The sequence below is a fragment of the Shimazuella sp. NTD250 genome (genome assembly GCF_059510375.1).
The window spans coordinates 1-24,433 of sequence record NZ_JCAJZS010000003.1; the positions used below are offsets into that span (position 1 = coordinate 1).

Sequence of the window (24,433 nt, forward strand, 5' to 3'; positions counted from 1 at the left end):
GATGAGGAGAGATTAAGATGACGAGAAAGATATGGGTGTTCGATACGACTTTGCGTGATGGAGAGCAAGTTCCTGGAGCAAAGCTAAATCTTTATGAAAAGGTTGAGGTAGCCCAGCAGTTGAGAAAACTGCAAGTGGATATCATTGAAGCTGGTTTTCCTGCATCCTCAACTGGTGACTTTCAAGCGGTAAAAGCAGTAGCAGAGAAAGTAGGAAATACGGATGACTTGATGATCACCGCATTGGCAAGAGCAGTGAAATCGGATATAGATGCAGTGTATCACAGTGTGAAATATGCAGTGAATCCCTTGATACATATCGTTTTAGGGACATCTGATATCCATGTGGAGAAAAAGTTTGGTAAATCCAAAGATCAAATTCTCGATATTGGAATAGAAGCGGTCAAATATGCAAAAACATTGCTACCTGATGTTCAGTATTCTACAGAGGACGCATCCCGTTCTGATTTTGAATATTTGTGGTCCACTATTGAAGCAGTAGTTAAAGCTGGAGCCACCATTATCAATGTTCCGGATACAGTAGGATATGCAGTTCCAGAAGAATTTGGAGAACTGATCTTTAAATTAAACGATCGGTTGAAAAATGTAAACGATAAAGTATTACTGAGTGTACATTGCCACAATGATTTAGGGATGGCGACTGCGAACACATTAGCTGCGATAAAAAATGGAGCAGATAAAGTGGAGTGTACAATCAATGGAATTGGAGAGCGTGCAGGAAATGCTGCTTTAGAAGAAGTAGTGATGGCACTTCATACTCGCTCAACCGTTTACGGTGCCTATACCGATATCAACAAAAAAGAAATCATAAATGCATCCAGATTGGTTAGCAGTTTTATGGGCTTGGATGTACAAGTCAACAAAGCGATTACAGGTGGAAATGCCTTCGCTCATTCTTCTGGTATTCATCAAGATGGATTGTTAAAATCGAGAGATGCTTATGAGATTATCCGTCCAGTCGAGATCGGATTGGAAGATATGGAGCTGGTTTTGACTGCACGTTCCGGTCGACACGCAGTCAAAAATGCTTTATGCAAACTAGGGTTTCAATCATTAACAGAACAGCAATTTGAAGGGATTTTTGCAGCTTTTCTAGCGCTGGCAGATGCGAAAAAAGAAGTATACGATCATGATCTATATGTATTAGTGGAAAACTATTATCGAGAACACGAGAAAAATCAAGATATGATGTACAGTGATCAGTTTTATGAATTAGTTGATCTGCAAGTCATTAGTAATACAACTTTTCCGTCTGCGAGTATTCATTTGAAAAAAGGTGATGAGACAATAAAGGGAAGCAGTGTTGGAGATGGTCCGATCGATGCACTTTATTCAGCTATCACGGATGGGTGTGGCTTTGATGTAAAATTAATGGAATATCATATTAGTAGTGTATCCAGAGGAAAAGAAGCTTTAGGGAAAGTAAAGATTCAAGTGGAGTATAAAGGGAATACCTATACAGCAAAAGCAACAGATACGGATATTATGAAGGCAAGCGCATTAGCTTATATCAACGCAATAAATAGTATTGTAGTAGAACACTTGATTTTAGTAAATTAAGAAACTGTGAGGTTCCATAGTATGAATGAAAGAGTACAGACAGTAGAACAAATCCTACAAGATATTGGACATTCCCAGGAAATTGTCACATTACCAGATGATGCTCATACGGCTCTTGCAGCAGCGGAGGCGATAGGATGTGAAGTGGCACAGATCGCTAAATCGATTATCTTTCAGTTAGAGGTATCAAAAACTGCGTTGCTAGTAGTAGCCAGCGGGATAAATCGGATTGATGAATCAAAAGTAGAGGACGTAGTAGGAGAAAAACTTGCGAAAGCAAATGCCAACTTTGTCAGAAAACAAACAGGCTTTGTCATCGGTGGAGTAGCACCCATTGGGCACAGTAATCCGATACAGATTTTGATCGATGAAGATTTACTGCAATACGAAATCATATGGGCAGCAGCAGGACATCCGAAGACGGTGTTTCAGATGACACCGGATGAATTGGTGCAGATGACAGGTGGAAAAGTTGCAAACGTGAAAGAATAAATATAAAGAAGGAGTTGAACATTGATTCAACTTCTTTTTGTTTAATAAGAAATTTTTCAATGTGAAATATATAGTATAATCAGATAGTCAAATCCACCACAAAGTTAGGCCTTAGGTGCACTCTCTTGGAGATTGTATCTGGGTCGGAGCTCGTTTATCCGTGTATTTATCAGGAGAATGAAGAACAGATAAAATTTCGATTCAATGATATAGAAAGGCTATAAGGATTTCAAAGGAGGAAGAAAGTGAAGGATCGATTACGTTCCTATTTGGGGATATGGTGGAGAAAACCTATCCTACAAACCAATGGAGAGGAACGAAAAGCAACTTGGTTGGAATTGTTCTATGATCTAGTGTTTGTAGAGATTTTTGCAGGTATTTCTTCGAATTTAGAACATCATTTAAGCCTATATGCGATAGCAAAATTTTTACTGATCTTTACTTCAGTCTGGCTAATTTGGCATAGTTCAACCATCTATAACGAACGATATGAGATGGATGATGTCCGGCATCGTTTTTTTACTTTTCTAAAAATAATTTGTTTAGCTGGTATGGCTTATTCTACAAAAAATATAGAGACAGATTCAGCTAATATTTTTGTTATCTTTTTTATCATGGCACGATTGATACAGATTTATCTTTGGTTATCTGCTGGGTATTACCATCATTTAATGAAAAATTTATCACAAAAGTATACGATTGGTTTTAGTATTGGAATTATTTTCTGGATAATCTCTATATTTGTTGATGGACCGTTACGCTATATTTGTTGGATAACTGGGATATTAGTGGATCTATTCACTCCCATATTCACCTTAAAAGATCAAGAAAAACTTCCCCCCCTCAGTCAATCTCATCTTCCAGAACGTACAGGTTTACTTACCATGCTAGCGATTGGAGAAATGGTGGCCGGGGTAATCCACGGTGCTTCGACTGTTGCAAACATATCTAGTTCTGTAATTTGGAGCAGCTTAATTGGTTTAATCCTATCATTTGGAGTATGGTGGGTGTATTATGATCAAATCATGTATCGATCCTTTCGCGGTAGGTGGTACACGATGATATGGATATATCTTCATTTACCGCTCTGCATGTCCATCGCTATGCTTGGAACGGGAATTTTAAATGTGATTGTGGAAATGAACAATAATAGTTATATGGAACATTGGTTTCTCTGTATTAACGCCGGAGTTCTTTTGATATGTATAGGTTATATTGGTATTGTTAGTAGTTTTGTAGGTATAAAAAATAACATTGATTTTAGTAATCAGTATCGGAAGATTGCTATATCTAGTATGATCTCAGGAGTTTTAGCGATTGCATGTGGATTATTATTTGATGGGCAGTCTAACTTTATTATTTTAATAATTCTAACCCTTATTATCTTATACCAAGTAGTATGTGGTTTATTCTTTTGGAGACATCAGAAATAATTTGCAGCACCTCTCCTTAATCGAGAGGTGCTTTCGCTTATGAACCTACCACACTGTCTTTATCCTTTGGAATCCATCCACGACAATAAAATCGCAGAAAAGCGAAGATACAAAGAATGAGCCAGTATCCCATTTCGATAAAGAACAAGCTCCGATAGTTCCATTGGTTGTTGATTGCAAACCACACACCTGCGCAGTAGCAAATGGAACTGATGAAATCAGTCAACATCAGCCACTCGTTGTACGTGACCCCGTTGAGGGACTGCGTCACACACTTATAAATGCCCCAAATGCTATCCATGATGACCAGCATCATAAGCATCCAGTAACTCATATGTGTGATGTGTGAGTCATGAGTAAAGAGTTGGATAATCCACTTGCCTATCAGAAGTTCCAGTGTCAGCAGGAGCCCGTATACACCAACCATCACTTTGATCGCCCAATTACAGTAGCGCAGGGAATTTTTATAGTTTTTCATCCCATACTGCTCTCCTACCAAAGGGATCAGTGCACTGGAAAATCCAGTGACCCAGGCGACATTGATAGTGTTTTTAATTTGCCATGCGATGCGATAGGCAGCAAAGGCATCTTCACTTCCAATCTTCAACATAGCATAGTTGAAGGTATTGGTGACGGACCACCCAGCCAAAAGGGCTGCTGCGTTAGGTAGTGATTGCTTGATTATTTTTTTCTGTAGTGTCCAGTTGACTTCAACCGTAAAGTCAACCTGTGAAAACACCTTTTTTTGCAGCTTATTTCGCCACATATAAACTGCTCCGATTGTGGTGGAGAGAACAGTTGCGACGGCTGCTCCTTTAACACCTTGGTGTAGATAGAAGATACAGAAGTAATCGAGTGGCAGATGAATGAGATTCATTCGCCAGCCAGTTTGAAAAACAGACCTGCTATCTTTAACACCTCTAAGGATAGCTCCCATCGTTTGCATCAGCCATGTTACGATGGAGCAACCTCCGACAATACGGAGATAGGTTGACGCTTCTGCTGAGGTCTGTGTATCTACACTGAAGAAGGAAACCATCTCATGTGCAAAGCAGATGATTAAAATGCCGCCAAGCAGACCGAGAACTGCAGTTAGGATCAAACCTTGTACAGCGACAAGTCTGATCTGGTCATCCTGATTCGCCAATGGTTCGTCTTTTTCTAGAAGATTTTCACCACCTTTGCTTTGTGCTACAAAAGCAGAGGTGGAGTTGGATACTGAAAACGCTACGGTGGCAATCGTTGCTAGGATCGTGGTACTGATTCCCACTGCGCTTACAGCAACTAGATTGATTTTTGCGACGAATACAGCATCGACGAGATTGAGGCTCAGTTGAAAGACTTGTGTGAGAATGTTGGGCCACGCCTCTTTCCATAGGTTTTTTACATATGGAAGTGACACTTGAACTCCTAGATGTCGAGAAACAATATCTTTCTAATAGGATTATACTAGATGGAACCAATTATTTGTTAACTTATAACTTTTTAGAATTGAATATTAAAGAAATGAAGAAATTACATGTGAAGTCGAACGTAATGAAATACAGCAAGTTTAGCAACAAAGATTAGATAAAAAGCCATTCATCGTTAATCAGATGAATGGCTTTTTTTAGAAGTCTGTGAAAAGAAATATGTCTAATAGAGTAAATCAACCTTAAATTACTCTATCAAAGAAAGTAAAAAGATGTGTGTATTTAAAAGTATCAAGATAAATAAGGTGTTTGAAGAAAAAAGAAAGCAGTTGATTTATTCTATGTGATAGAGTACTATTGTTGGTAATTACTCTATGAGGAAAAGTAATTTGAGTATAGAAATATTCAATTCATGGAGCAATAAATCTTAGACGAAATGATCATTCAATTAGGAGGATTTATAAATGACAGAACACAATAAAGATAACTGGCGACAGATGATCGCCCCATATGAGAAATCCAATATGAAACGTAGTATTTGGCAATTAAGTAATACATTTATTCCTTTTGTACTACTTTGGTATGCAACTTATTGGAGTTTATCTGTTTCTTATTGGCTGACTTTGCCCTTGGCAACCATAACTGGAGCTATTTTAGTTCGAATCTTTATTATTTTTCATGATTGTTGTCATGGGTCTTTCTTTGCTAGCAGAAGAGTGAACCGTATCGTAGGAACGATTACTGGTATACTCACGTTTTGTCCATATGATCAATGGAAATACAGTCATTCCCGTCATCATGCTACTAGCGGAAACTTAGATAAGCATGGAGAAGGGGATATTTGGACACTTACCGTAGAAGAGTATTTAGCACTGCCGAAATTGAAACGACTAGCATATCGACTCTATCGAAATCCCATTATCATGTTTGGTCTTGGCCCTATTTATATCTTTCTTATCGAATATCGATTTAATCGAAAAGGTGCAAAACAGAAAGAGAAAAATAATACGTATCTAACAAATGTTGCGATCGTTGGAACCATAACTTTGTTTTGTTGGTTGATTGGCTGGAAAGCGTTCTTACTCGTGCAAGGACCTATCTTTTTTATTTCTGGTTTAATAGGTGTTTGGCTGTTTTATGTTCAACACCAATTTGAAGGTGCTTACTTTGAAAAAGAAGAAAATTGGAATCATGTAGATGCTGCTTTGCAAGGAAGTTCTTTTTATAAATTGCCTCGTATATTACAGTGGTTCACTGGTAATATTGGTTTTCATCACATTCATCATTTAAGCAGTCGTGTTCCTAATTATTATCTGGATAAAGCACATAAAGATAATGAATTATTTCAAGAGGTTGAACCGGTTACTTTTTTCTCTAGCTTCAAATCATTGCGATTTAAAATTTGGGACGAGAATCGGAAAAAATTAATGAGTTTTAGCTATATCAAAAAGTTCCTCCACAGCAAAAAAATAAGCTAACAAATTATGTCTTTTTATTCTGCGATTCCTCACTATAATAGAAGAATAGGCTCACATGTGGATTGATCATGCATTGGAGGGAAAAAACATTCGAAGTGATATTATTCGTGGACACTTGGACTCCATTATTTTACGGTTGATATTGGAGAAGGATCGATATGGTTATGAGATATCCAAGGAAATTAGCGAACGCACCAATGATCGATTTCACATAAAAGAAGCAACACTATATGCAGTTTTCCAACGGTTAAACCGTAAAGAACTTATCGAATCTTACTATGGCAGTATTACACATGGTAGCAAGCGAAAATATTATCGCATCACTCCGCTGGGGAAAGCCTATTTGCATGAAATAGTGAAGGAATGGCAGGAGACAAAAGATATTATTGATCTGTTTATGGAGGGAATGTGAGTGAAGACATTAAAACAACATGTGGAGAGACTTTTTAAGGATGTTCCGGAAAGTGATGAGAAAACGACAATTATACATGAGATTGTAGAAAATCTAGAAGAAAAAGTACAAGATTTAATGGCTGACGGGAAAGCAGAAGAAGATGCCATTAATAAAGTTATTGTTGAATTCGGTGATGTGCAAGAGATTAAACAAGAACTCATGCAAAAAACTCTTTCTCCCAAAAAGAATATGTCTAAAGTAAATTTAGGTTTTTCCATATGGGGAAGCCTGTTGATCATAGCTTTGTTTGTTTTTGCTAACTTTTACTACACTCCTCGTGAAATTTGGTTTGTCTATCCGACATTTGTCGTTTTATGGTGGCCCTTGTCCATGTTGTTCATTTGGATGCGATCCAAATAGGAGGGAAGACTCTCCACCATTTTGTTTCCCTCTTCTTTTTCACCTGTTTAAAAAAATTCAAGAAATAGTATACATATGGTAAAAACAAATATACATAAAAGAAAAACTGCCGTTGGTATTAACGACAGTTTTTTTATGCAATTTCACTTCGAGGGCCAAATAGCTTCTAATAAAATTCCATTTGTTTTGTCGATAAAGATCATATCTTTTAAGGACTCAATTTCATATATATCTGTCATTTCTATCTCAAATTTCAGTAATCGTTCGCGTAAGATAAGTGCACTTTCTTCATCAGGTAAGGAGAAAGCGATATGTTGCAATACACCGTCGACAAAAGAATTGGTTTGAAGAGATTCAGGTAGCAGTGTACCTCTTGGGAAGGAAATGATCTTAGCATGTGGATTTTCAAAGAAATGCAAACCTAATCCGTCACAAATACCAGGCTTAATAAATCCATGTCTTCCCCTTCCACCTTTAGCAGGGTAAATTTTCCCGATTTCCATTCCTAGTATATCTTGATAAAAGTGAATTGTTGTATCGAGATCAGGGGTTACAATGGCAATATGATGGAATCCTCCCCAAGGGGTTTTTGATCCATGATCCATATCTATACATCCTTTCACTTAGCTGTTAAATTTTCATAAGCTTGTCGCAACACTTTTACAGTTATTGCAATCTCTTCTTGAGGAATGTTATTTGACAATTTTTGATATACCAGTGATTTTGGATCCGGAAGGGAAGCCCATCTAATTTGCCCGGTTTTTGTCATCATTATTTGTTTGACTCGTCGATCCTTTGGATCTTCTTCTCTGAGAACCCAACCTTTACGAATCAGTGCATCAATCACACCAGTTAACGTGCCGGATTCTACATTCATCTGTTCTCGTAACTTTTTTATAGAAATTTTCTTTTCTGCATCTAAAATATGAAGCACTTGCCATTGGCTGTGTCCTAAGTCAAAAGGTTTTAATGATTCACTTATGTTATGGATCAAAACATGATTAAGTCGTCTTACCCAATGGCCCAGTTGTTGTTCGGATAAATCACTCAAGTGATCACCCTCCAAAAAAAGAGTCTGTACTCATTATATAGGCGCCGACATAACCACACAATGGAACAGCTGCTTCATTTTCTGTGTTTATCCATTATCCTTATTCATATACCCAAAAACACACCAATAATTGGTGTGCGTTTTAATAACTTACCAGTGCTGCAAGTAGTAAACCAGAAACAATACTCATGCGCGAAGAGAATATTCCAATAGCGACATTTCCTTTTGGTATTTCTTCAATAACATGAAAAGGAGTGAGCCACGCAAAAAGATAAAAGATGATGACTTGAAAAATGATTCCGATCAATCCCCAGATGAGTAGATCCAAAATACTTCCCGAGCTGATGACAACAGAGGCCACAACAATAGCAAGACCGATAATTTTCCCACTTAAATCATGAGCAGCAGCTTTGGCAGCAGCTATTTTTTGCGGGTCATTTGTAGCAGCTCCATCTTGGATGAGGCGATATTCGCGATAAGGAGTTGTATAAATGAAGACAAGAATCCCTATAATTAGAATCGGTAATGCGACAACGAGATACAGCAAAAAGTTTAAAATCGAATCCAACTGATCGTTCAATAAAATACCTCCAATTGTTGTTTCAAATTTATATTTACTTTTAAAGTACAATAGAAGTAATCAAAACAAAAGGTTATTTGCTTATTTTATTCGTATTTATATCTTTTTTCTTTGATAGGCAAGAAAAAAGATATAGTGAAATGTAACGTTTTTATGAAAGAAATTGTCAATGAATAGACATTTTTCACAAAAGAATATAAATTAGAAGGAAAAGGTAAAAATTCATGACAAAGGGGATAGGCATGTTTCGTGTATATCGTTTTCAAAATTATTCCTGGGCACGCTTACGTAAAGACGTAACTGCTGGAATCGTAGTTGGAATTGTAGCTTTGCCATTAGCGATGGCGATTGCAATCGCTTCTGGTGTTCGACCGGAGTATGGGTTATATACTACCATTATTGCAGGATTTCTGATTTCTTTATTTGGTGGTTCCTTTTTCCAAATAGGAGGACCTACAGCTACCTTCGTACCAGTTTTACTAGGTTTAACAATGGTATATGGGTATGAAAATCTCCTTCTGGCTGGACTATTATCAGGTATTTTACTGGTTTTGATGGGAATATTTAGATTAGGTGCAGTCATTCATTATATTCCAAAGCCTGTGACAATTGGGTTCACTGCTGGTATTGCTGTCATCATTTTCTCCAGCCAAATTCATACTTTTTTGGGGATGGAGAATATCAAAGATGGTCATATCCTGTATAAATTCAAGCAAATATTTGTTCAGCTGCATACTATTAGTTTTGCTAGTGTTGGAACAGCTCTGATATGTTTGCTGGTTATTTTTTTGGTTCAAAAGTTTTTGCCACAAATCCCTGCGCCTCTGGTAGGGTTAGTTGTTTCGAGTTTCATTGCCACATGGTTTTATCCTTCGCATGTTCAAACCATAGGAAGTACTTTTGGTGGAGTTCCTTCTACCCTGCCTGCTATTCATCTTCCTGAGATTACATGGAGTAAAATCGAGTTGCTATTTTTTCCTGCTGTTTCTATTGCTTTACTTGGAGCGATTGAATCTCTTCTGTCGGCTGTAGTATCTGATGGAATGACTAGTAAGAAACACCACAGTAATCGAGAATTAATTGGGCAAGGCGTTGCTAATATTGTGACACCTTTTTTCGGTGGGATTCCTGCTGCGGGAGCAATAGCTCGAACAGCAACCAATATTCGCAATGGAGCGACATCGCCTGTCTCTGGAATTGTTCATAGCATATTTGTTTTGCTTGTTCTGCTTTTTCTTTCCCCTTTAACGATGCATGTTCCACTCGCTAGTATGGCACCCATTTTAATGCTCGTTGCTTGGAATATGAGTGAACGAAAAGAATTTAAATTTGTATTGCGGTCAAAGACAAGTGATTCTATTGTGCTATGTGCAACATTCCTATGTATTGTACTGACTGATATTGCAATTGGCGTAATGGTTGGACTTGGGTTGTCCATTTTGTTCTTTGTTTTCCGAATGAGTAAAGAATTTGTAGTGAGAAAAGCAAACGTGGAACTACAAGAAAATGAAATAACACATGTATACACGTTAAAAGGACCTATTTTTTTTGGAACTGCAAAACGGTTGGCAGGTCTTTTAGCAAAAGATTTACCAAAAGATTATCTTATTCTCTCAATGGAGCATGTTCCGTATATGGATATCACGGCTGAAGCAGTATTGAGTTCGATTATTCGAAAGTGTAAGCAACATCAGGTGCAATTTATCCTCGCTGGTTTACAGACTCAGCCACTCGAATTGCTGCAAACGACAAGGTTATATCAAAGCTTAGATGAAAAATACGTGTTTAAAAATATAGAAGAAGCAAAAGATTTTGCAAAACAGCTCGAAATACAGTCTATTAATATCCAAGCGTATGAAAAGTAACAAAACGCATAAAAAAGAACTTGTCTGGTGTTACGAGACAAGTTCTTTAATTTTTATTTGCAAATGTACGAAAAACGTACTAGTATAGATGTACGACTTTAAAAGAAGGATATATATTTAGTCATTAATATCCAATTTAATTATACCATTTGCATCAGCTGATGTCAAACATTCTTTTACTAAGAACGTAAGGGGAATTAGGATGAGTATCTCAAAGGAAGATTGGAAAAAAGAGCAGCAGCGAGTGGAGCAAGTAACGAGCAAAATTGATACATCTTTGAGTAAATTCACAACAGAGACAGATAAGTTAAAGTCAGATATCGTCAAAATCCGCAAAGGTTTTTGGGATGATGTGACAGTTAATATGGAGGATTCAATAGAAGCAATAGAAACAGCGGCCAGCATCCGCCAACAAGCAGAAGTTTTATCTGAAAAAGAGCGAACTCACCGTCATACTGATCAACGTGTCGTTTTACTAGAAAAACTAAAAAATTCTCCCTACTTTGGACGTGTTGATTTTCAAGAGGATGGAGAAACAGAAGTAGAATCTGTTTATCTAGGATTAGGTTCTTTTTACGATGAAGATACAAGTGAGTTTCTTATTTATGATTGGCGTGCTCCTATCTCTAGTTTATATTATGATGCTTCTCCAGGAACAGCATCATTTGAGACACCAAGTGGATCGATTACAGGGGAAATGAAAATAAAACGGCAATTTTTGATTCGTCGTGGTGTGATCAAAAGTTTGTTTGATACCAGTGTTACCATTGGCGATGAGATGTTAAAAGAAGTTTTGGGACAGCAAGCTGATCCAAATCTTAAAAATATCGTTTCTACTATTCAAAAAGAACAAAATCAAATCATACGTGATGATAAAAGTCATTTATTGGTGGTTCAAGGTGCAGCTGGGAGTGGAAAAACATCCTCTGCTATGCAGAGAATGGCTTATCTTTTGTATCGGTTTCGAGAAACATTGAAAGCTGATCAAATCATGTTATTCTCACCAAATGCGATGTTTAATAGTTATGTGTCTACTGTACTTCCAGAGCTAGGTGAAGAAAACATGCTACAGTCTACATTCCAAAACTTTTTGGATCGTCGCTTAGGAAAGCAGTTTCGAGTAGAAGATCCATTCCATCAGTTGGAATATGCTTTGAATCCTAAAAATAATAACGATTACTTGGCGAGAATGGAAGGGATACGTTTTAAGTCCTCCCTTTTATTTCTAAATATGATGAATGATTATTTGACAAGCTTAAAACAATCCGGCTTTTTGTTTCGTGATATTCATTTTCGAGGGGAAGTAGCCATTTCTAAAGATGTAATCAGAAAGCAGTTTTACGATATGGATTCTAATATGTCCATTATTAATCGATTAGAGATCATTCAAAAGAAATTACAACAACAATTAAAGGAAGTGGAAGAAGCACAAAAAGATAAAGAGTGGGTGGAGAAAGAAATTGATCTTTTAGAAGAAGAAGTATATACGAAGGTACATCAACAACTACAAAAACAAAAGCGCTTTGCAGACAATACGTTTGACGATCATACAAGGGAATATGACATGCTTGCTTCCATTGTGATCAAACGTGCGTTTCGTGCTGTTTATCGTTTTGTCAATCGACTTTCATTTGTGAATGTCAAAGGGATATACAAGCAATTTTTTGATCCGAAAAAGACAGATAGCGATTTACCAAAGAACTGGAAACTTATTTGTAAACAGACAAAACAGCAGATCGATCAATCTATCTTGCCTTATGAAGACGCAACTCCTTATTTATTTGTGAAAGAATCCATTGAAGGATTTGAAACGAATCGTTCTATTCGTCATGTATTTATCGATGAAGCTCAAGACTATTCTCCATTTCAATTTGCATTTATCAAACATTTATTTCCCAAAAGCAAATGGACTGTTTTGGGGGATATTAACCAAACGATTCATGCTCATCAACTGGAGGATGGATTAACCCCATTGCTTGCTTGGTTTGAAACAGATCGATCCAAAAAAATTATATTTCATCGAAGCTATCGATCTACAAAGCCAATTATCTTATTTACGAGAGAATTACTTCCAAATGGAGAGAAGATAGAACCATTTGAACGTCCAGGCTTGTTTCCCATTCTTACCAAAGTGAATAATAAGGAAGAACTGAGGGAGAAATTGATTCAGCAAGTAAAAAAATCCCAAGAGAACCATACTTCTATTGCTATCATCTGTAAAACAAAGAGAGAAAGCGTAGAAGCGTATGAACTATTAAAAGAGAAAATGGATGTAATACTCATTAAAAATGGGAACAGCTCTTTTAAACAAGGAGTCGTTATCATTCCATCCTATCTGGCTAAAGGAATTGAATTTGACGTCGTTTTGGTTTATAACGCTTCAGATCAAGTTTACTATCGAGAAGAAGAGCGAAGATTGTTTTATACAGTATGTACAAGAGCGATGCATGAATTATATTTATTTTCATTGGGAGAAGCATCAAGGTTGATGAATAGAGTAAACAAAAATCTGTATGAAATACAGTAGTAACGGGAATCTATACTTTCAAATAGATAAAAATTCCCTTGTCTGCTTCAAATGCCATCATTATTCAGAGCAATTGTTTGTGGGGTAAAAAGAGGGAAGTCAGTGCTGAGGTCGGCGCAGTAACCCCTGTATAAACTCATTTTAAAAATGGCAACAATCAGTTTGCCATTTTACTTTTTTGTATGAATGGAAAATAGAGTGGAAGCGCTTTAATATAAAACTGTAAGCATTTCACATTAGAAAGGAGTAGAGAAAAATGGTAAATTCCGTTGATAATACATCCAACTTGAAAGTGAGAATTCAAAAATTTGGTAGCTATTTGAGTGGGATGGTGATGCCTAATATTGGTGCATTTATTGCTTGGGGTATCATTACTGCTTTATTTATTCCAACCGGCTGGCTTCCGAACGAAGCATTAGCCAAATTAGTCAGTCCAATGATTACGTACTTGTTGCCTTTATTAATCGGTTTTACTGGTGGTCGATTGGTATATGATACTCGCGGTGGTGTAGTGGGAGCAACAGCTACTATGGGTGTCATTGTCGGAACAGATATCCCTATGTTTCTAGGCGCAATGTTGATGGGTCCTCTTGGAGGATATCTCATTAAAAAATTTGACAAGCTAATCGAAGGAAAAGTTAAATCTGGTTTTGAAATGCTAGTGAATAATTTTTCTGCTGGTATATTAGGAAGTGCATTAACTCTACTTGCATTTAAGGGTGTCGGTCCTATTGTGGAAGGACTAAGCAAAATTTTAGCATCTGGTGTGCAATTTGCTGTTAATCATCATATCCTTCCCCTAGCAAATATCATTATTGAACCTGCAAAGATTTTATTTTTGAATAACGCAATAAACCATGGAATCTTGAGTCCACTTGGAGTAGAACAAGCTGCTCAAACAGGGAAATCGATTCTATTCATGTTGGAATCCAATCCTGGCCCTGGTTTAGGAATCTTACTTGCTTATGTATTATTTGGAAGAGGAACCGCAAAACAAACGGCTCCGGGAGCAGCAATTATTCATTTTTTTGGTGGAATTCATGAAATCTACTTCCCATATATTTTAATGAAACCAATGCTGCTTATAGCAGTAATTGCCGGTGGTGTAAGTGGTACCTTTACATTTACGCTTTTCCATGCAGGGCTTGTCGCTGCGCCATCACCTGGCAGTATTTTTGCATATCTTGCAATGACACCAAAAGGTGGATACTTTGGAGTACTTGCTGGAGTACTGGTAGCTGCTGTAGTAACATTTCTAGTTGCTTCCCTTATTTTAAGGACAAGCAAAGCAGCAGATGAAGATTTAACTTCGGCAACTGAGAAAATGGAACACATGAAAGGGAAGAAAAGTTCTATTTCGTCTGTATTAACCAAAAATCAACCAGAAACTGTTACTCCAGATAAAGTAGACAAAATTGTGTTCGCGTGTGATGCAGGAATGGGTTCCAGTGCAATGGGGGCTTCGATATTGCGGAAAAAAATACAAAAAGAAGGTTTGGATATATTCGTCACCAACACTGCAATTAATAACCTTCCTTCCGATGCAGATATAGTTGTTACTCATAAAGACTTAACAGATCGAGCAATTGCTAAATTGCCAAATGCTACTCATATTTCAGTAGAAAACTTCTTGAATAGTCCAAAGTACGATGAGCTAGTAAATTCATTAAAAAAATAAAAGTTAAAAAAAGAAGCCCAGTGCTTCTTTTTATTTTTGTCAACAATTGCTTGGACGAAATTGTGTTTATCTTTGCTTCTAACAACAAGGAAGGAGCATTAGAATGAAAATAGATTGTATATCATTTCGATTTTGTCAACAACATAAGATTATAAATCATGAAACTATAAATCGGAGTGAGAGATTTGTATATATCAGCAAGAGAACGACAGCTGCTTGAAATTTTGTTATCCAATAAAGAGGAAATAACCGTTCGAAATCTCGCTGATCAAATCAAGGTTAGTGAAAGGACGATTCATCGGGATTTAAAGAATGTAGCTGATATCTTACGGGAATATAATCTTACATTAGAAAAAAAATCAGGTGTTGGCATCAATATAACAGGAGATACGACCAAAGTTCGTGAATTGGAACTATTTCTGTTCAGTCTTTTTCATACGGAATATACTCCTGATGAACGAAAAACTATTATCTTGTGTGAGCTGCTAGAAGCCAATGGTCCAGTGAAGCTTTTAGGTCTTGCAAACGACCTAAATGTGACGATTGCCACAGTGAGTGCAGACTTGACCAAATTGGAGGGAAAATTACAGACCTTTGGGTTATCACTCATAAGAAGAAGAGGGTATGGAGTAGAGATCACAGGGGAAGAAGAAGCAAAAAGGAGAGCAATGAGCTATCTCATCTCCGAATATCTCGATGAGTCCGAAATTTTATCTTTGACTCGTGGAAATATCCAAAAAAAATCCACATCACAAATCAATATGATTTCAGAAAGACTGATGGGTCTAGTAGAAAAGAAAAAGCTAATCATGGTAGAAAAAATAGTGGAGTCCATTGTACAAGAATTACCTTTTACTATGGCAGACAGTGCCTTTATTGGATTGGTTGTACATTTGGCACTCGCATTGGAGCGGATTCAAAAAGGTGAAGCTATTGCTATTGATCCATCTTATTTAAAAATACAACAGGCCACAAAAGAATATGCATTTGCGAAAAAAATAGGAGTTGAATTGGAACATTTTTTTCAAATGAACATACCAGAAGCAGAGATCGCTTACATTACGATGCATTTAAAGGGTGCAAAAGTAAGGCATGACCAGGAATATTTAATCGAGGATTCGAGCATGGAGGTTGCCATTAAAGCAAAGAATCTCATTGATTTTATTGGAAAACATACAAGAGTTGACTTATCAAAAAACCACTCTTTATTTGAAGGTTTGGTACTACATTTAAAACCGGCATTATTTCGGATGAAGCAAAAAATGAGAATTAGCAACCCTTTACTGGATAAAATCAAGCGAGATTATGTTGAACTCTTTTCTCTAGTGAAACAAGCAATGGGTACGGTATTTGATGATTTACTCGTTCCGGATGAGGAAATAGGCTATATTGTTATGCATTTTGGTGCTGCCATGATGGGAAATAAGTATGATGTGTATCTTAAGACACTAGTCATTTGTTCAAGTGGAATTGGGACTTCAAAACTATTAGCAACTAAATTACAAAAAGAGTTTCCTGAGTTGAAACAAATCGACAATATTTCTGCAATGGAATATAAGAAGATGAAAAAAGATCACGACTACCAGCTAGTCATTTCAACGATTCCGCTTCCAGATATTGATTTGGAACAAATCGTCGTTTCTCCTTTTTTAACAAATGAGGAGATTCATCGAATTCGTTCCTATATCAACCAATATAAAATGGTACATGGTTCAGAAAGGGCATTTTCTGTTTCTTTTCGTGGGGAATTACCTATTAAAAATAGATCCTCATTTATAAAGGAAATGAAAAATATGAAAGAATATGCAAATACAATCGCGATCATTCTGGAAGGTTTCGAATTAATTAATCTAAGTTCACACCAATCAATAGAAAAGATTTTATATCAAGCCTGTAAGAGACTTTTTGAACTGCGGAAAATCGAACATCCTGATAGGATCGTAAGAGAAATACTGGAAAGACAGAGAGCAGGAGCATTGGGTATTCCAGGGACAGCAATGGGTTTATTCCATACACGATCATCTCATGTTTTAGAACCTAATCTCTCGGTTTATAGGTTACATGAGCCAATTGAGGTGGAGGGGATGGATATGGATGTCGTGAAGATGGAATCACTTATCTTGCTTTTATCCCCCTTAGAATTGTCTGAACAAGGATTGGAAGTGTTGAGTCATATTAGCTCGATGTTAATTGAAAACGATGAAAACATCTCTATTTTTCAATCCAATGAAGCAAAAAAAGTGACCGATCTTCTGATCACAAGATTTGACCAATTTTTAGATGAAAAAAGAAAGCAACCTAGGAGTGAATAAGATGTCAAGATCGATTTTATCAACAGAAAACATTTTATTAAATCAACATGTTGAAACAAAGGAAGAAGCTATTCGATTAACAGGGAGTATCCTCGTGGAAAAACAATATGTGGATGCAGATTATATTGAGAAAATGTTGGAAAGAGAAAAATTGACCTCTACCTACATGGGGAATTTTGTGGCAATACCTCATGGTACAGAGGACTCGAAGCAATTTGTAAAAGAATCGGGAATATCTTTTGTTCAAGTTCCTCAGGGTGTAGATTTTGGTGCAGGAAACATGGTAAAACTGCTTATTGGTATTGCAGGGAAAAATGATGAACACATAGAGATCTTATCGCAAATTGCTATCGTTTGTTCCGAAGAAGAAAATATTGAGAAACTAGTTGCAGCAAAAACTCCAGAAGAGATAATGTCTATTTTTGAAGAGGTGAACTAACATGCTGGCAGTCCATTTTGGTGCAGGAAATATCGGTAGAGGATTTATTGGCAATTTATTATATCATTCTGGATACGAAACGTGTTTTATTGATGTGAATGAGGAAATGGTAAATACAATAAATAAGAAAAAACAATACCGTGTGGTGCTTGCAGAGCCCTCTCAAAAAGAAGTTATGATTAAAAAGGTTAGAGCGATCAATAGTGAACATAACCCAGAGAAAGTAATAGAAGCTATTGCCAAAGCAGATCTCGTAACAACTGCCATTGGCCCCACCATACTCCCTTTAATCGCCAATTTAATTGCGGATGGATTGTGCGAACGGATGGAACAATCAGAAAAGCCTCTCAATATTATCGCTTGTGAGAATATGATTGGTGGAACTTCTCTGTTAAAAGAAAAAGTTTATGAAATTATACCTGAAAAGGATAGAGAACAATTCAACCGGCAATTTGGTTTCCCAGATTCAGCAGTTGATCGGATTGTACCTAATCAAGTAAATGAAGACAAACTCATGGTTAAAGTAGAATCTTTCTATGAGTGGGTGGTAGATGAGACGAAAATAGTGGGTGAAAAACCACCGATTAATGGGATTACGTATGTGTCAGACCTTGTACCGTATATAGAAAGAAAACTATTTACAGTAAACACAGGACATGCATTGGCAGCGTACCTAGGTTATTTATTTGGAATGGAGACAATTAATCAGGCAATGGAAAATCCACAAGTTAGCAGACTGGTGGAGGGAGCTTTAGAAGAAAGCGGAGAGTTTCTCATTCAAAAATATGGATTCAACTCGAACGAACACACGAATTACATTCACAAAATCATTTCACGTTTTCAAAATCCTTTTATTGTCGATGAGGTAACACGGGTAGGGCGTTCTCCTATTCGAAAATTAGGTTCAAATGACCGTCTTGTCAGCCCAGCGAGGCAATATTTAGAAATTATGGGAAGAGAACCGGTGTTTTTATTAAAAGGAATTGCAGCTGCCTTTTTATATGATTTTTCAAATGATAGAGAGGCTGTTCAAGTTCAAAATACTATTATTGAATTAGGCATTGAAGAAGCGATTGAAAAATACACAGAGCTTTCTCCCGCCTCTTTATTGTTTAAAGGGATTATGGAACAATATGATCTATTAAAAATAAGAAAGAAATAATTTGAACAAAGCATTGGATATTGGCCGAGTTTTTTATATTGTAGAGGTTGTTGCATAAATAAGATTGAGCACAGGATAAAGTCGCTTGATGTGAGTGTTTCGCGTCTGTTGTTGAAAAAACACAAAGGACGCTCCACCCACCCAAAGCGAGACTAGGGGCACAGCGACGTAGCGAGACTTGTGCCCTTGTCTGAGGTGCACATCTGAATAATGCAACAGCTTTTGTAGTTAGACTGATGAGAATGAGACCTTCCAGGTGATCAATAATAATCGCCTGGAAGTTAATTTTCTACTCTACGTTTGATATTTAGGTTTCATCTAATAATATTTGATATAAGCAATCTTGGTTCATTTGGGTGGTCATCATTTTCTTAAGACTTATGTGCTCCGTATGGGTAATGGGGAGAGTTTCCGTTTCAATTTCACTTCGAAAAAAGTGAATATGAATAAATATATTTTTCGTGTATTTCGCTAATCTGTTAAAATAGTTCAGGACATCTGCCCGAAATCCGTACATTTGATTTTCTGTTTTTTCATAAAGTTCACAAGAACATACTTCTGTAGTCAGAAAGTATGTTTGAAAAGTATGGGGGACAAGTGCTCGGAAAGATTTATTTCTGTTTGGAAGAAGCTCTAAATTAGAAGATAGCATCATATACGCCTTATGATGGGTGTTGGATTTAACAGCGAAAGAGATATAATAACACATGTTTTATACTAGTCCTCCTTAGCAGATTGTATTATTATATACAAAAAAAGAATAATAAAACGGAAAAGTCACGAAAATGAAAAGAGATTTTCATTTCCTAATAGTAATATTTATTAATAGTTGTTATGCGATTGGAACAGTGAGTTATAATACTATAAAATCTATGGATTAGGAGCCGAGCATGCTAACTATTAGGCGCATTAAACCGAGTGATACATACCATTTGCGACACACAATTTTACGACCTAACCAATCGATAGAAGATTGCATGTATAAAGGCGACGAAGACAACTCTACTATTCATCTAGGTGTATTTTGGGAAGGAAAATTAATTAGCATAGGTACTTTTCTGCAAGCTTCTTATCCGGGGCTAGGTGGAGATCTTCCTTATCAACTGCGTGGAATGGCCACCGATCCAAATTATCGCCGGCAAAAAGCAGGGAGTATGTTAATGGCTCATGCGGAATTACTATTAAAAGAAAAAAACTGCGATTTACTTTGGTGTAATGCACGTTATAACGTAAAGGATTATTATGCACATATGGGTTTCCAGGAGCATGGGGAAGTATTTGAAATCGACCCCATTGGACTGCATGTAGTCATGTTTAAAAATCTAGTCTAAAAAGAGAGGAGAGTCCCTTCACTAAAAATAAGTCGAATTATTCCAATTAATGGTAAAATAAAAGCGTCATTTTTGTATGCTAATATTTGGGAACATACAAGAAGTAGAAGCAAAATTATAAGAAGGGGAAATTATGGGGAAACACATTTGGTATACTTTCATTCGTAAACTCATTGTATTTGGTTTGATAACGATTATAGGATTGCTAAGTGGTTTTGGAGCAAGTCTCATCTTTGGAGGCCCTGCTGTATGGATTGGGATCAGCGCTACTGTGATGATCGTTATCTCCATCACGCTGCTCATGACTGTGGTAAGTTTGATTGTTGATGGAGTTTTGATCAGGGCTGGTGAATGGAAGCGGTGGGTTCATCTACTGCTTATTATTGTCTCTACCTTCCTATTGGTATATTATTACTTTTTGGATAAAGGTATCTTTTTGGACTTGCCAGAGTTTAAAATACTCAGTCAAATTGTATTATATGGTTCGATTGTGTTGTCCTTTTTCTATTGGGGAGTAGATGAGTGGACTGCGAAGTTTATGAAAAATCGTTTCAATAGAATAAGAGAAGAGAAACAGACCAAAATCTGAGCTTTCCGGCTCAGGTTTTTTATATAATATTAGCAAAGTGGAGCAGGAGTGATTTTTTGAACACCATACTCATTGTAGAAGATGATAAGGAAATTAGTAGTCGTTTGCAGTCGATGTTAACCAAAAATGGATATGAGGCTTATTGTGTGGATGATTTTGAAAATATCAATATCATTGCGAGCGAGAAAATCCATGGTTTAACTCGTGAGATGAAAGTGATCGTTGGACGAGGAGAAGGAGTTTTCCTTCACCAATCCAACCTTTGAAAAAATAACTTTACAAACAAATATTCGCATGGTAATATATGTCTAGTCGCTTCAGACGAAAACCAAGTTGTCGCGGCAAAGAGGAAATCAACATACATAAACCGTGGGACACACGGGGTTAGCTTGGTAATGAAATAGTCAAGAGTCTATCGTCCCAAGAATCCTACGGCTATAGCCGTATGGAGTGTCAAGATGGATATTATTGGTGTAGATAAAATTGTTTGTAGTCGAATTGTTCTATTTAAGGTAGTACCAGTGAACGTGTCGTTATCTCTATTTGCAAGATTCTCTTATCTAGTAGTACCAAAAAGAGATGTATTATGAAAAACAGAACTGAGTGAAATACTCAGTTCTGTTTTTCATAAATGGGAACCCAGCCTTCTTTTCCTTTAAAAATCCGAACAGCTACTACTTGTTTGTCCTCCATTAAAGTAAAGTAATGGCGGTAGTTTTCCGGTACGGAAATGAGGTCTCCAGGTTCTAACTCTACATCGACGAATCGTCCGTTCGGTCCTTCGATTGCAAAAATACCATGACCACTCACAATAAAACGAACTTCATCATCAGTATGATGGTGTTCTTTAAGGAAGTTGTTCAGCAACTCATCTAGATTTGGAGTATTTGGAGATAAAGAGATAACATCTTCTGTCGCATAACCACGACGTGCAGATAAATCATCGATTTCTACTCGAAAAGTTTGGATAATCTCTGCTTTTTCGCTGTCTGATAGATCATATTTTTCTTGAAGGTGGTTAGGAAGCTTTGTAATGTTCCAATGTTCATAGATGACGCCTTGGCTTTCCAAATACTTACTCACTGCTTGTTGATTGGAAACACGTTCTTCGTTGTCATGAAAACATAACTGTGCCATGTTAACACACTCCTAAATGTATTGGATTTTAGATGAAACTATCATTTGTAATTTTACTTGATAGGAGAAGAGGAACTCGAAGGCCTCTAAATGCTTTTTTGCTTCAAATCCATTTTTGCCCCAAGCCGTAATACCATGATTTCGAATCAGTACGCCGGGAACTGGAGGTCGGATAGCATTGCCAAACAAAGCAGCTAGTGCTTTAAGATCAGCAAGGTTTTCGATAATGGGTACTACAATTTGGGCATCTTGTTCCCAAATACCAAATGCTTTAATCAGCTCTTGATTGCGGATCACAACTTGTCCTTGGTCACCGTAGATTTCAGAGATAATATTATTGTCGACAGTATGGACATGTAAGCAACATCCAGCACTCGTGCGTTTATATACCTCTACATGTAATGCTGTTTCAGCAGAGACTTTTGTATTCGTTTCTTCTACTGGATTTCCTTGTTCATCGACCAATATAAAATCATCAGGTGTACGCTTTGTTTTATCTTTACCGCTTGCAGTGACCAAAAAGGTAGTAGGGTTAGTAGTTACCTTAATCGATAGGTTGCCACTGGTGCCGGGAAACCAGTTTCTTTCAGCCAATTCTTGCTTGATCGATGAGATTTCTTCAAGGCGTGTTAGTAAGAGACTCATACTGACTTAACCCCTTTTAAATCTTGGATAATTTCTGTGAATTGCTCAAATGGAGTATAAGGTATTTGTAATTCTTCACATTTTTTGCTTAAGAAATCTCTTGCATAGACACGATCAGCAAGTTTGGCAGCTTGTAAGTCTGTGATTGAATCCCCGATGACGATTTTCTCGTATTTCGTGCCGTCAAATTGGCGTAGAATGGAAGGTTTGCAACATCCACAATCATTGGAACAATGGGTATCACAGACATGTGGCCAAATAATTTCAATTGTTTCCTTCGAAAAATCACTTGCATTACAGTAAATGAGATCTCGATCTATATAGCGATCTAAGATCGGATATACAAAAAAATCAATGCCGCCAGAAACGATATAAAGAGGGATATTCTGTTTTTTTGTGAAGGCAACAAATTCAGCAAATCCAGCTCGAATAATACCAATTTCTTTTACATACTGGATGATTTCTTCTTTGAGCGTACTTGGTAACAAGGAAAACATTTTGCCTACACCTTCTTTGACAGATAGGCTTTGGCTTAACACTTTGTCTTTGAGTGTTTCCCATTGTGGAGGGGCAAAGTGTTTCATAATGGATACGATGTTATCAGATTGAGTGATTGTTCCATCAAAATCACAAAAGATAATCGGTTGTTTGCTCATTTTCCTGTATCACCCCATAGTTGAAGTGCTGCTGCAAGTTCATGGTGTGTTTGGGCTGCTTCTTTTAGCGGAATGCCTTTTTGAACAGCTTGGATAGCTTGCCGAAATGCTTTTCCACCAGCAGATGCACCGTCTGGATGTCCATGTACGCCGCCGCCGGCATTGATCACAGTATTCACCCCAAAATCCTCGATCAGCTTTGGAACAAGCGCTGGATGGATTCCAGCAGATGGTACAGGCAGTGCTCTTTTCCATGTTTCATGTGGGGAAGTCAGTTCTCGTGCTATCCCTAAAGCTGCGTCTTTTTCGAGTGCTACACTTCCATAAGGTGACGGAAATAGGACCAAATCAGCGCCTGCTGCGCGCAATAATTTCCCATACCACAATGGTGCGCTTACTCCATAGTGAGCAGATGCAGTCACTGCACCACCAAACGCGGGATGTGCCAAAATAGGGATACAGATATCTTTGTCTTCTGCTAACGCTTGCAACGTGTCCAAGCCATATGTAAACACATTGAACAACAATGCGGTGGCTCCTAGCTGGACTGCTCTTTTTGCTTTTTCCAATAGTTCAGTAGAACGACCAGTAAGATTTACAGCATATAATGTCGTTTCTCCTGTTTCGTGTTCGGTTTCTTGAAGTATTTTTTTGGCAGCATCGATTCGTTGCTCAAAAGGTGTAGCTGGGTTGTCGAATAAGATCTCATCGTCTTTTACGATATCAACACCGCCAAGTGCCTGTGCTCGTAGTTGCTGTTTGAAGAAAGTTAGGTCTCTGCCGAGAATGCCTTTAAAAATACTCATCAACAATGGTCGATCCGAAACTTCTAGTAGATTGCGAACACCTAGGTTTCCAAAGGTAGGTCCAGGAAAACGCCCTTCTAATTCTGGTGTGAAATCGAGATCTACTAGCTTTACTTTTCCATCAAGGGATAATTTCCCAAATACAGTTGTGAGGATGGCAGGAATATCAGCGGAAAAGTTGACCGCTGGATAAGAAATAGTGATCAGACTTTGATCGTCAGAGATTTCATTTACAGAAATGACTTCTCCTTTGTGTTTCGCCAGTTGTGTTTGATCTACCTCAGGTAAGTTTGTCCATGAACCGACAGTTAGTCCAAGGGCGATTTGTTCTGCTTTTTCTAGTATATTTCCCTTGTTTGGTACTAAATAAGTTGCAGTTGCCGCACCCATACCTTATCCCTCCTTTATCAAAAAAAGTGAAAAACCCTCTTCCAAGAGGAAGGGGG

Annotated in this window: 24 protein-coding genes; 15 read left to right on the forward strand and 9 right to left on the reverse strand. The window is 37.3% G+C overall.

Going from position 1 to position 24,433, the window contains the following annotated elements; translation table 11 throughout:
• Positions 1–17 precede the first annotated feature (17 nt).
• From AC5WOF_RS08040 to AC5WOF_RS08050, 3 genes are all read left to right on the forward strand, one after another.
• Positions 18–1,580: a 2-isopropylmalate synthase gene (locus AC5WOF_RS08040; RefSeq protein WP_496049446.1), complete on the forward strand. Its 1,563-nt coding sequence runs from the start codon at positions 18–20 to the stop codon at positions 1,578–1,580.
• Positions 1,581–1,601: 21 nt separating this feature from the next.
• Positions 1,602–2,072 (forward strand): YbaK/EbsC family protein, encoded by a 471-nt coding sequence (locus AC5WOF_RS08045; RefSeq protein WP_496049447.1) that lies wholly within the window; start codon positions 1,602–1,604, stop codon positions 2,070–2,072.
• 245 nt (positions 2,073–2,317) lie between these two features.
• Complete coding sequence (locus AC5WOF_RS08050; protein ID WP_496049448.1) at positions 2,318–3,505, forward strand: low temperature requirement protein A; 1,188 nt, start codon at positions 2,318–2,320, stop codon at positions 3,503–3,505.
• Positions 3,506–3,542: 37 nt separating this feature from the next.
• On the opposite strand, the gene AC5WOF_RS08055 is transcribed toward AC5WOF_RS08050, so the two are convergent.
• Positions 3,543–4,907: an MATE family efflux transporter gene (locus AC5WOF_RS08055; protein ID WP_496049449.1), complete on the reverse strand. Its 1,365-nt coding sequence runs from the start codon at positions 4,905–4,907 to the stop codon at positions 3,543–3,545.
• Positions 4,908–5,381: 474 nt separating this feature from the next.
• On the opposite strand from AC5WOF_RS08055, the gene desA reads away from it, so the two are divergent.
• Genes desA through AC5WOF_RS08070 form a run of 3 tightly spaced genes read left to right on the forward strand, consistent with a single transcriptional unit; the run spans position 5,382 to position 7,209 of the window.
• Positions 5,382–6,395 carry a Delta(5) desaturase DesA gene (desA, locus tag AC5WOF_RS08060; RefSeq protein ID WP_496049450.1) on the forward strand — a complete coding sequence of 338 codons (1,014 nt, stop codon included), beginning with the start codon at positions 5,382–5,384 and terminating at the stop codon, positions 6,393–6,395.
• Between the two features lie 55 nt (positions 6,396–6,450).
• Positions 6,451–6,807 (forward strand): PadR family transcriptional regulator, encoded by a 357-nt coding sequence (locus tag AC5WOF_RS08065; protein ID WP_496049451.1) that lies wholly within the window; start codon positions 6,451–6,453, stop codon positions 6,805–6,807.
• Complete coding sequence (locus AC5WOF_RS08070; RefSeq protein ID WP_496049452.1) at positions 6,808–7,209, forward strand: permease prefix domain 1-containing protein; 402 nt, start codon at positions 6,808–6,810, stop codon at positions 7,207–7,209.
• 143 nt (positions 7,210–7,352) lie between these two features.
• On the opposite strand, the gene AC5WOF_RS08075 is transcribed toward AC5WOF_RS08070, so the two are convergent.
• The 3 genes from AC5WOF_RS08075 to AC5WOF_RS08085 all read right to left on the reverse strand — a co-directional run bounded on the left by AC5WOF_RS08075 (position 7,353) and on the right by AC5WOF_RS08085 (position 8,840).
• Complete coding sequence (locus AC5WOF_RS08075; protein WP_496049453.1) at positions 7,353–7,814, reverse strand: VOC family protein; 462 nt, start codon at positions 7,812–7,814, stop codon at positions 7,353–7,355.
• Between the two features lie 14 nt (positions 7,815–7,828).
• Positions 7,829–8,260, reverse strand: a complete 432-nt coding sequence (locus AC5WOF_RS08080; RefSeq protein ID WP_496049454.1) for a MarR family winged helix-turn-helix transcriptional regulator — start codon at positions 8,258–8,260, stop codon at positions 7,829–7,831.
• Positions 8,261–8,402: 142 nt separating this feature from the next.
• Positions 8,403–8,840, reverse strand: coding sequence for a DUF350 domain-containing protein (locus tag AC5WOF_RS08085; RefSeq protein WP_496049455.1), 438 nt, complete (start codon positions 8,838–8,840; stop codon positions 8,403–8,405).
• A 242-nt stretch (positions 8,841–9,082) separates the two neighbouring features.
• On the opposite strand from AC5WOF_RS08085, the gene AC5WOF_RS08090 reads away from it, so the two are divergent.
• From AC5WOF_RS08090 to AC5WOF_RS08115, 6 genes are all read left to right on the forward strand, one after another.
• Positions 9,083–10,705: a SulP family inorganic anion transporter gene (locus AC5WOF_RS08090; RefSeq protein WP_496049456.1), complete on the forward strand. Its 1,623-nt coding sequence runs from the start codon at positions 9,083–9,085 to the stop codon at positions 10,703–10,705.
• Positions 10,706–10,907: 202 nt separating this feature from the next.
• Positions 10,908–13,232 carry an RNA polymerase recycling motor HelD gene (gene helD, locus AC5WOF_RS08095; protein ID WP_496049457.1) on the forward strand — a complete coding sequence of 775 codons (2,325 nt, stop codon included), beginning with the start codon at positions 10,908–10,910 and terminating at the stop codon, positions 13,230–13,232.
• A gap of 256 nt (positions 13,233–13,488) precedes the next feature.
• Positions 13,489–14,910, forward strand: coding sequence for a PTS mannitol transporter subunit IIBC (locus AC5WOF_RS08100; protein ID WP_496049458.1), 1,422 nt, complete (start codon positions 13,489–13,491; stop codon positions 14,908–14,910).
• Between the two features lie 185 nt (positions 14,911–15,095).
• Positions 15,096–17,222 (forward strand): BglG family transcription antiterminator, encoded by a 2,127-nt coding sequence (locus AC5WOF_RS08105; RefSeq protein ID WP_496049459.1) that lies wholly within the window; start codon positions 15,096–15,098, stop codon positions 17,220–17,222.
• Between the two features lies 1 nt (position 17,223).
• Positions 17,224–17,661: a PTS mannitol transporter subunit IIA gene (locus AC5WOF_RS08110; RefSeq protein ID WP_496049460.1), complete on the forward strand. Its 438-nt coding sequence runs from the start codon at positions 17,224–17,226 to the stop codon at positions 17,659–17,661.
• 1 nt (position 17,662) lies between these two features.
• Positions 17,663–18,823 carry a mannitol-1-phosphate 5-dehydrogenase gene (locus tag AC5WOF_RS08115; RefSeq protein ID WP_496049461.1) on the forward strand — a complete coding sequence of 387 codons (1,161 nt, stop codon included), beginning with the start codon at positions 17,663–17,665 and terminating at the stop codon, positions 18,821–18,823.
• A 307-nt stretch (positions 18,824–19,130) separates the two neighbouring features.
• On the opposite strand, the gene AC5WOF_RS08120 is transcribed toward AC5WOF_RS08115, so the two are convergent.
• On the reverse strand, positions 19,131–19,532 hold the full coding sequence (locus AC5WOF_RS08120; RefSeq protein WP_496049462.1) for a hypothetical protein: 402 nt from the start codon (positions 19,530–19,532) through the stop codon (positions 19,131–19,133).
• A gap of 181 nt (positions 19,533–19,713) precedes the next feature.
• Here AC5WOF_RS08120 and AC5WOF_RS08125 point away from each other — a divergent pair, with 181 nt between their 5' ends.
• The 3 genes from AC5WOF_RS08125 to AC5WOF_RS08135 all read left to right on the forward strand — a co-directional run bounded on the left by AC5WOF_RS08125 (position 19,714) and on the right by AC5WOF_RS08135 (position 21,009).
• Positions 19,714–20,154 (forward strand): GNAT family N-acetyltransferase, encoded by a 441-nt coding sequence (locus AC5WOF_RS08125; RefSeq protein ID WP_496049463.1) that lies wholly within the window; start codon positions 19,714–19,716, stop codon positions 20,152–20,154.
• A gap of 133 nt (positions 20,155–20,287) precedes the next feature.
• Positions 20,288–20,743, forward strand: a complete 456-nt coding sequence (locus AC5WOF_RS08130; RefSeq protein WP_496049464.1) for a hypothetical protein — start codon at positions 20,288–20,290, stop codon at positions 20,741–20,743.
• A 56-nt stretch (positions 20,744–20,799) separates the two neighbouring features.
• Positions 20,800–21,009, forward strand: coding sequence for a hypothetical protein (locus AC5WOF_RS08135; RefSeq protein ID WP_496049465.1), 210 nt, complete (start codon positions 20,800–20,802; stop codon positions 21,007–21,009).
• Positions 21,010–21,355: 346 nt separating this feature from the next.
• Here the strand turns inward: AC5WOF_RS08135 and AC5WOF_RS08140 are convergent, their stop codons facing one another.
• Genes AC5WOF_RS08140 through AC5WOF_RS08155 form a run of 4 tightly spaced genes read right to left on the reverse strand, consistent with a single transcriptional unit; the run spans position 21,356 to position 24,377 of the window.
• Positions 21,356–21,880: a 1,2-dihydroxy-3-keto-5-methylthiopentene dioxygenase gene (locus AC5WOF_RS08140; protein ID WP_496049466.1), complete on the reverse strand. Its 525-nt coding sequence runs from the start codon at positions 21,878–21,880 to the stop codon at positions 21,356–21,358.
• A gap of 12 nt (positions 21,881–21,892) precedes the next feature.
• On the reverse strand, positions 21,893–22,525 hold the full coding sequence (locus tag AC5WOF_RS08145) for a methylthioribulose 1-phosphate dehydratase (protein ID WP_496049467.1): 633 nt from the start codon (positions 22,523–22,525) through the stop codon (positions 21,893–21,895).
• Complete coding sequence (locus tag AC5WOF_RS08150; RefSeq protein ID WP_496049468.1) at positions 22,522–23,181, reverse strand: 2-hydroxy-3-keto-5-methylthiopentenyl-1-phosphate phosphatase; 660 nt, start codon at positions 23,179–23,181, stop codon at positions 22,522–22,524. Before AC5WOF_RS08150 ends, AC5WOF_RS08145 begins: the two co-directional genes overlap by 4 nt.
• The gene (locus AC5WOF_RS08155) at positions 23,178–24,377 is read right to left on the reverse strand and encodes a 2,3-diketo-5-methylthiopentyl-1-phosphate enolase (RefSeq protein ID WP_496049469.1); all 1,200 of its coding nucleotides are present in this window, start codon (positions 24,375–24,377) and stop codon (positions 23,178–23,180) included. Before AC5WOF_RS08155 ends, AC5WOF_RS08150 begins: the two co-directional genes overlap by 4 nt.
• Positions 24,378–24,433 lie beyond the last annotated feature (56 nt).

What these genes read in the sequence shown, in the direction of transcription:
- AC5WOF_RS08115 (WP_496049461.1), top strand. Translation starts at nt 17,663, where the DNA reads ATGCTGGCAGTCCATTTTGGTGCAGGAAATATCGGTAGAGGATTTATT.
- AC5WOF_RS08140 (WP_496049466.1), bottom strand. Translation starts at nt 21,880, where the DNA reads ATGGCACAGTTATGTTTTCATGACAACGAAGAACGTGTTTCCAATCAA.
- AC5WOF_RS08145 (WP_496049467.1), bottom strand. Translation starts at nt 22,525, where the DNA reads ATGAGTCTCTTACTAACACGCCTTGAAGAAATCTCATCGATCAAGCAA.
- AC5WOF_RS08090 (WP_496049456.1), top strand. Translation starts at nt 9,083, where the DNA reads ATGTTTCGTGTATATCGTTTTCAAAATTATTCCTGGGCACGCTTACGT.
- AC5WOF_RS08065 (WP_496049451.1), top strand. Translation starts at nt 6,451, where the DNA reads ATGTGGATTGATCATGCATTGGAGGGAAAAAACATTCGAAGTGATATT.
- AC5WOF_RS08100 (WP_496049458.1), top strand. Translation starts at nt 13,489, where the DNA reads ATGGTAAATTCCGTTGATAATACATCCAACTTGAAAGTGAGAATTCAA.
- AC5WOF_RS08045 (WP_496049447.1), top strand. Translation starts at nt 1,602, where the DNA reads ATGAATGAAAGAGTACAGACAGTAGAACAAATCCTACAAGATATTGGA.
- AC5WOF_RS08155 (WP_496049469.1), bottom strand. Translation starts at nt 24,377, where the DNA reads ATGGGTGCGGCAACTGCAACTTATTTAGTACCAAACAAGGGAAATATA.
- AC5WOF_RS08130 (WP_496049464.1), top strand. Translation starts at nt 20,288, where the DNA reads ATGGGGAAACACATTTGGTATACTTTCATTCGTAAACTCATTGTATTT.
- AC5WOF_RS08150 (WP_496049468.1), bottom strand. Translation starts at nt 23,181, where the DNA reads ATGAGCAAACAACCGATTATCTTTTGTGATTTTGATGGAACAATCACT.
- desA (WP_496049450.1), top strand. Translation starts at nt 5,382, where the DNA reads ATGACAGAACACAATAAAGATAACTGGCGACAGATGATCGCCCCATAT.
- helD (WP_496049457.1), top strand. Translation starts at nt 10,908, where the DNA reads ATGAGTATCTCAAAGGAAGATTGGAAAAAAGAGCAGCAGCGAGTGGAG.
- AC5WOF_RS08040 (WP_496049446.1), top strand. Translation starts at nt 18, where the DNA reads ATGACGAGAAAGATATGGGTGTTCGATACGACTTTGCGTGATGGAGAG.
- AC5WOF_RS08120 (WP_496049462.1), bottom strand. Translation starts at nt 19,532, where the DNA reads ATGTGTTATTATATCTCTTTCGCTGTTAAATCCAACACCCATCATAAG.
- AC5WOF_RS08125 (WP_496049463.1), top strand. Translation starts at nt 19,714, where the DNA reads ATGCTAACTATTAGGCGCATTAAACCGAGTGATACATACCATTTGCGA.
- AC5WOF_RS08110 (WP_496049460.1), top strand. Translation starts at nt 17,224, where the DNA reads ATGTCAAGATCGATTTTATCAACAGAAAACATTTTATTAAATCAACAT.
- AC5WOF_RS08075 (WP_496049453.1), bottom strand. Translation starts at nt 7,814, where the DNA reads ATGGATCATGGATCAAAAACCCCTTGGGGAGGATTCCATCATATTGCC.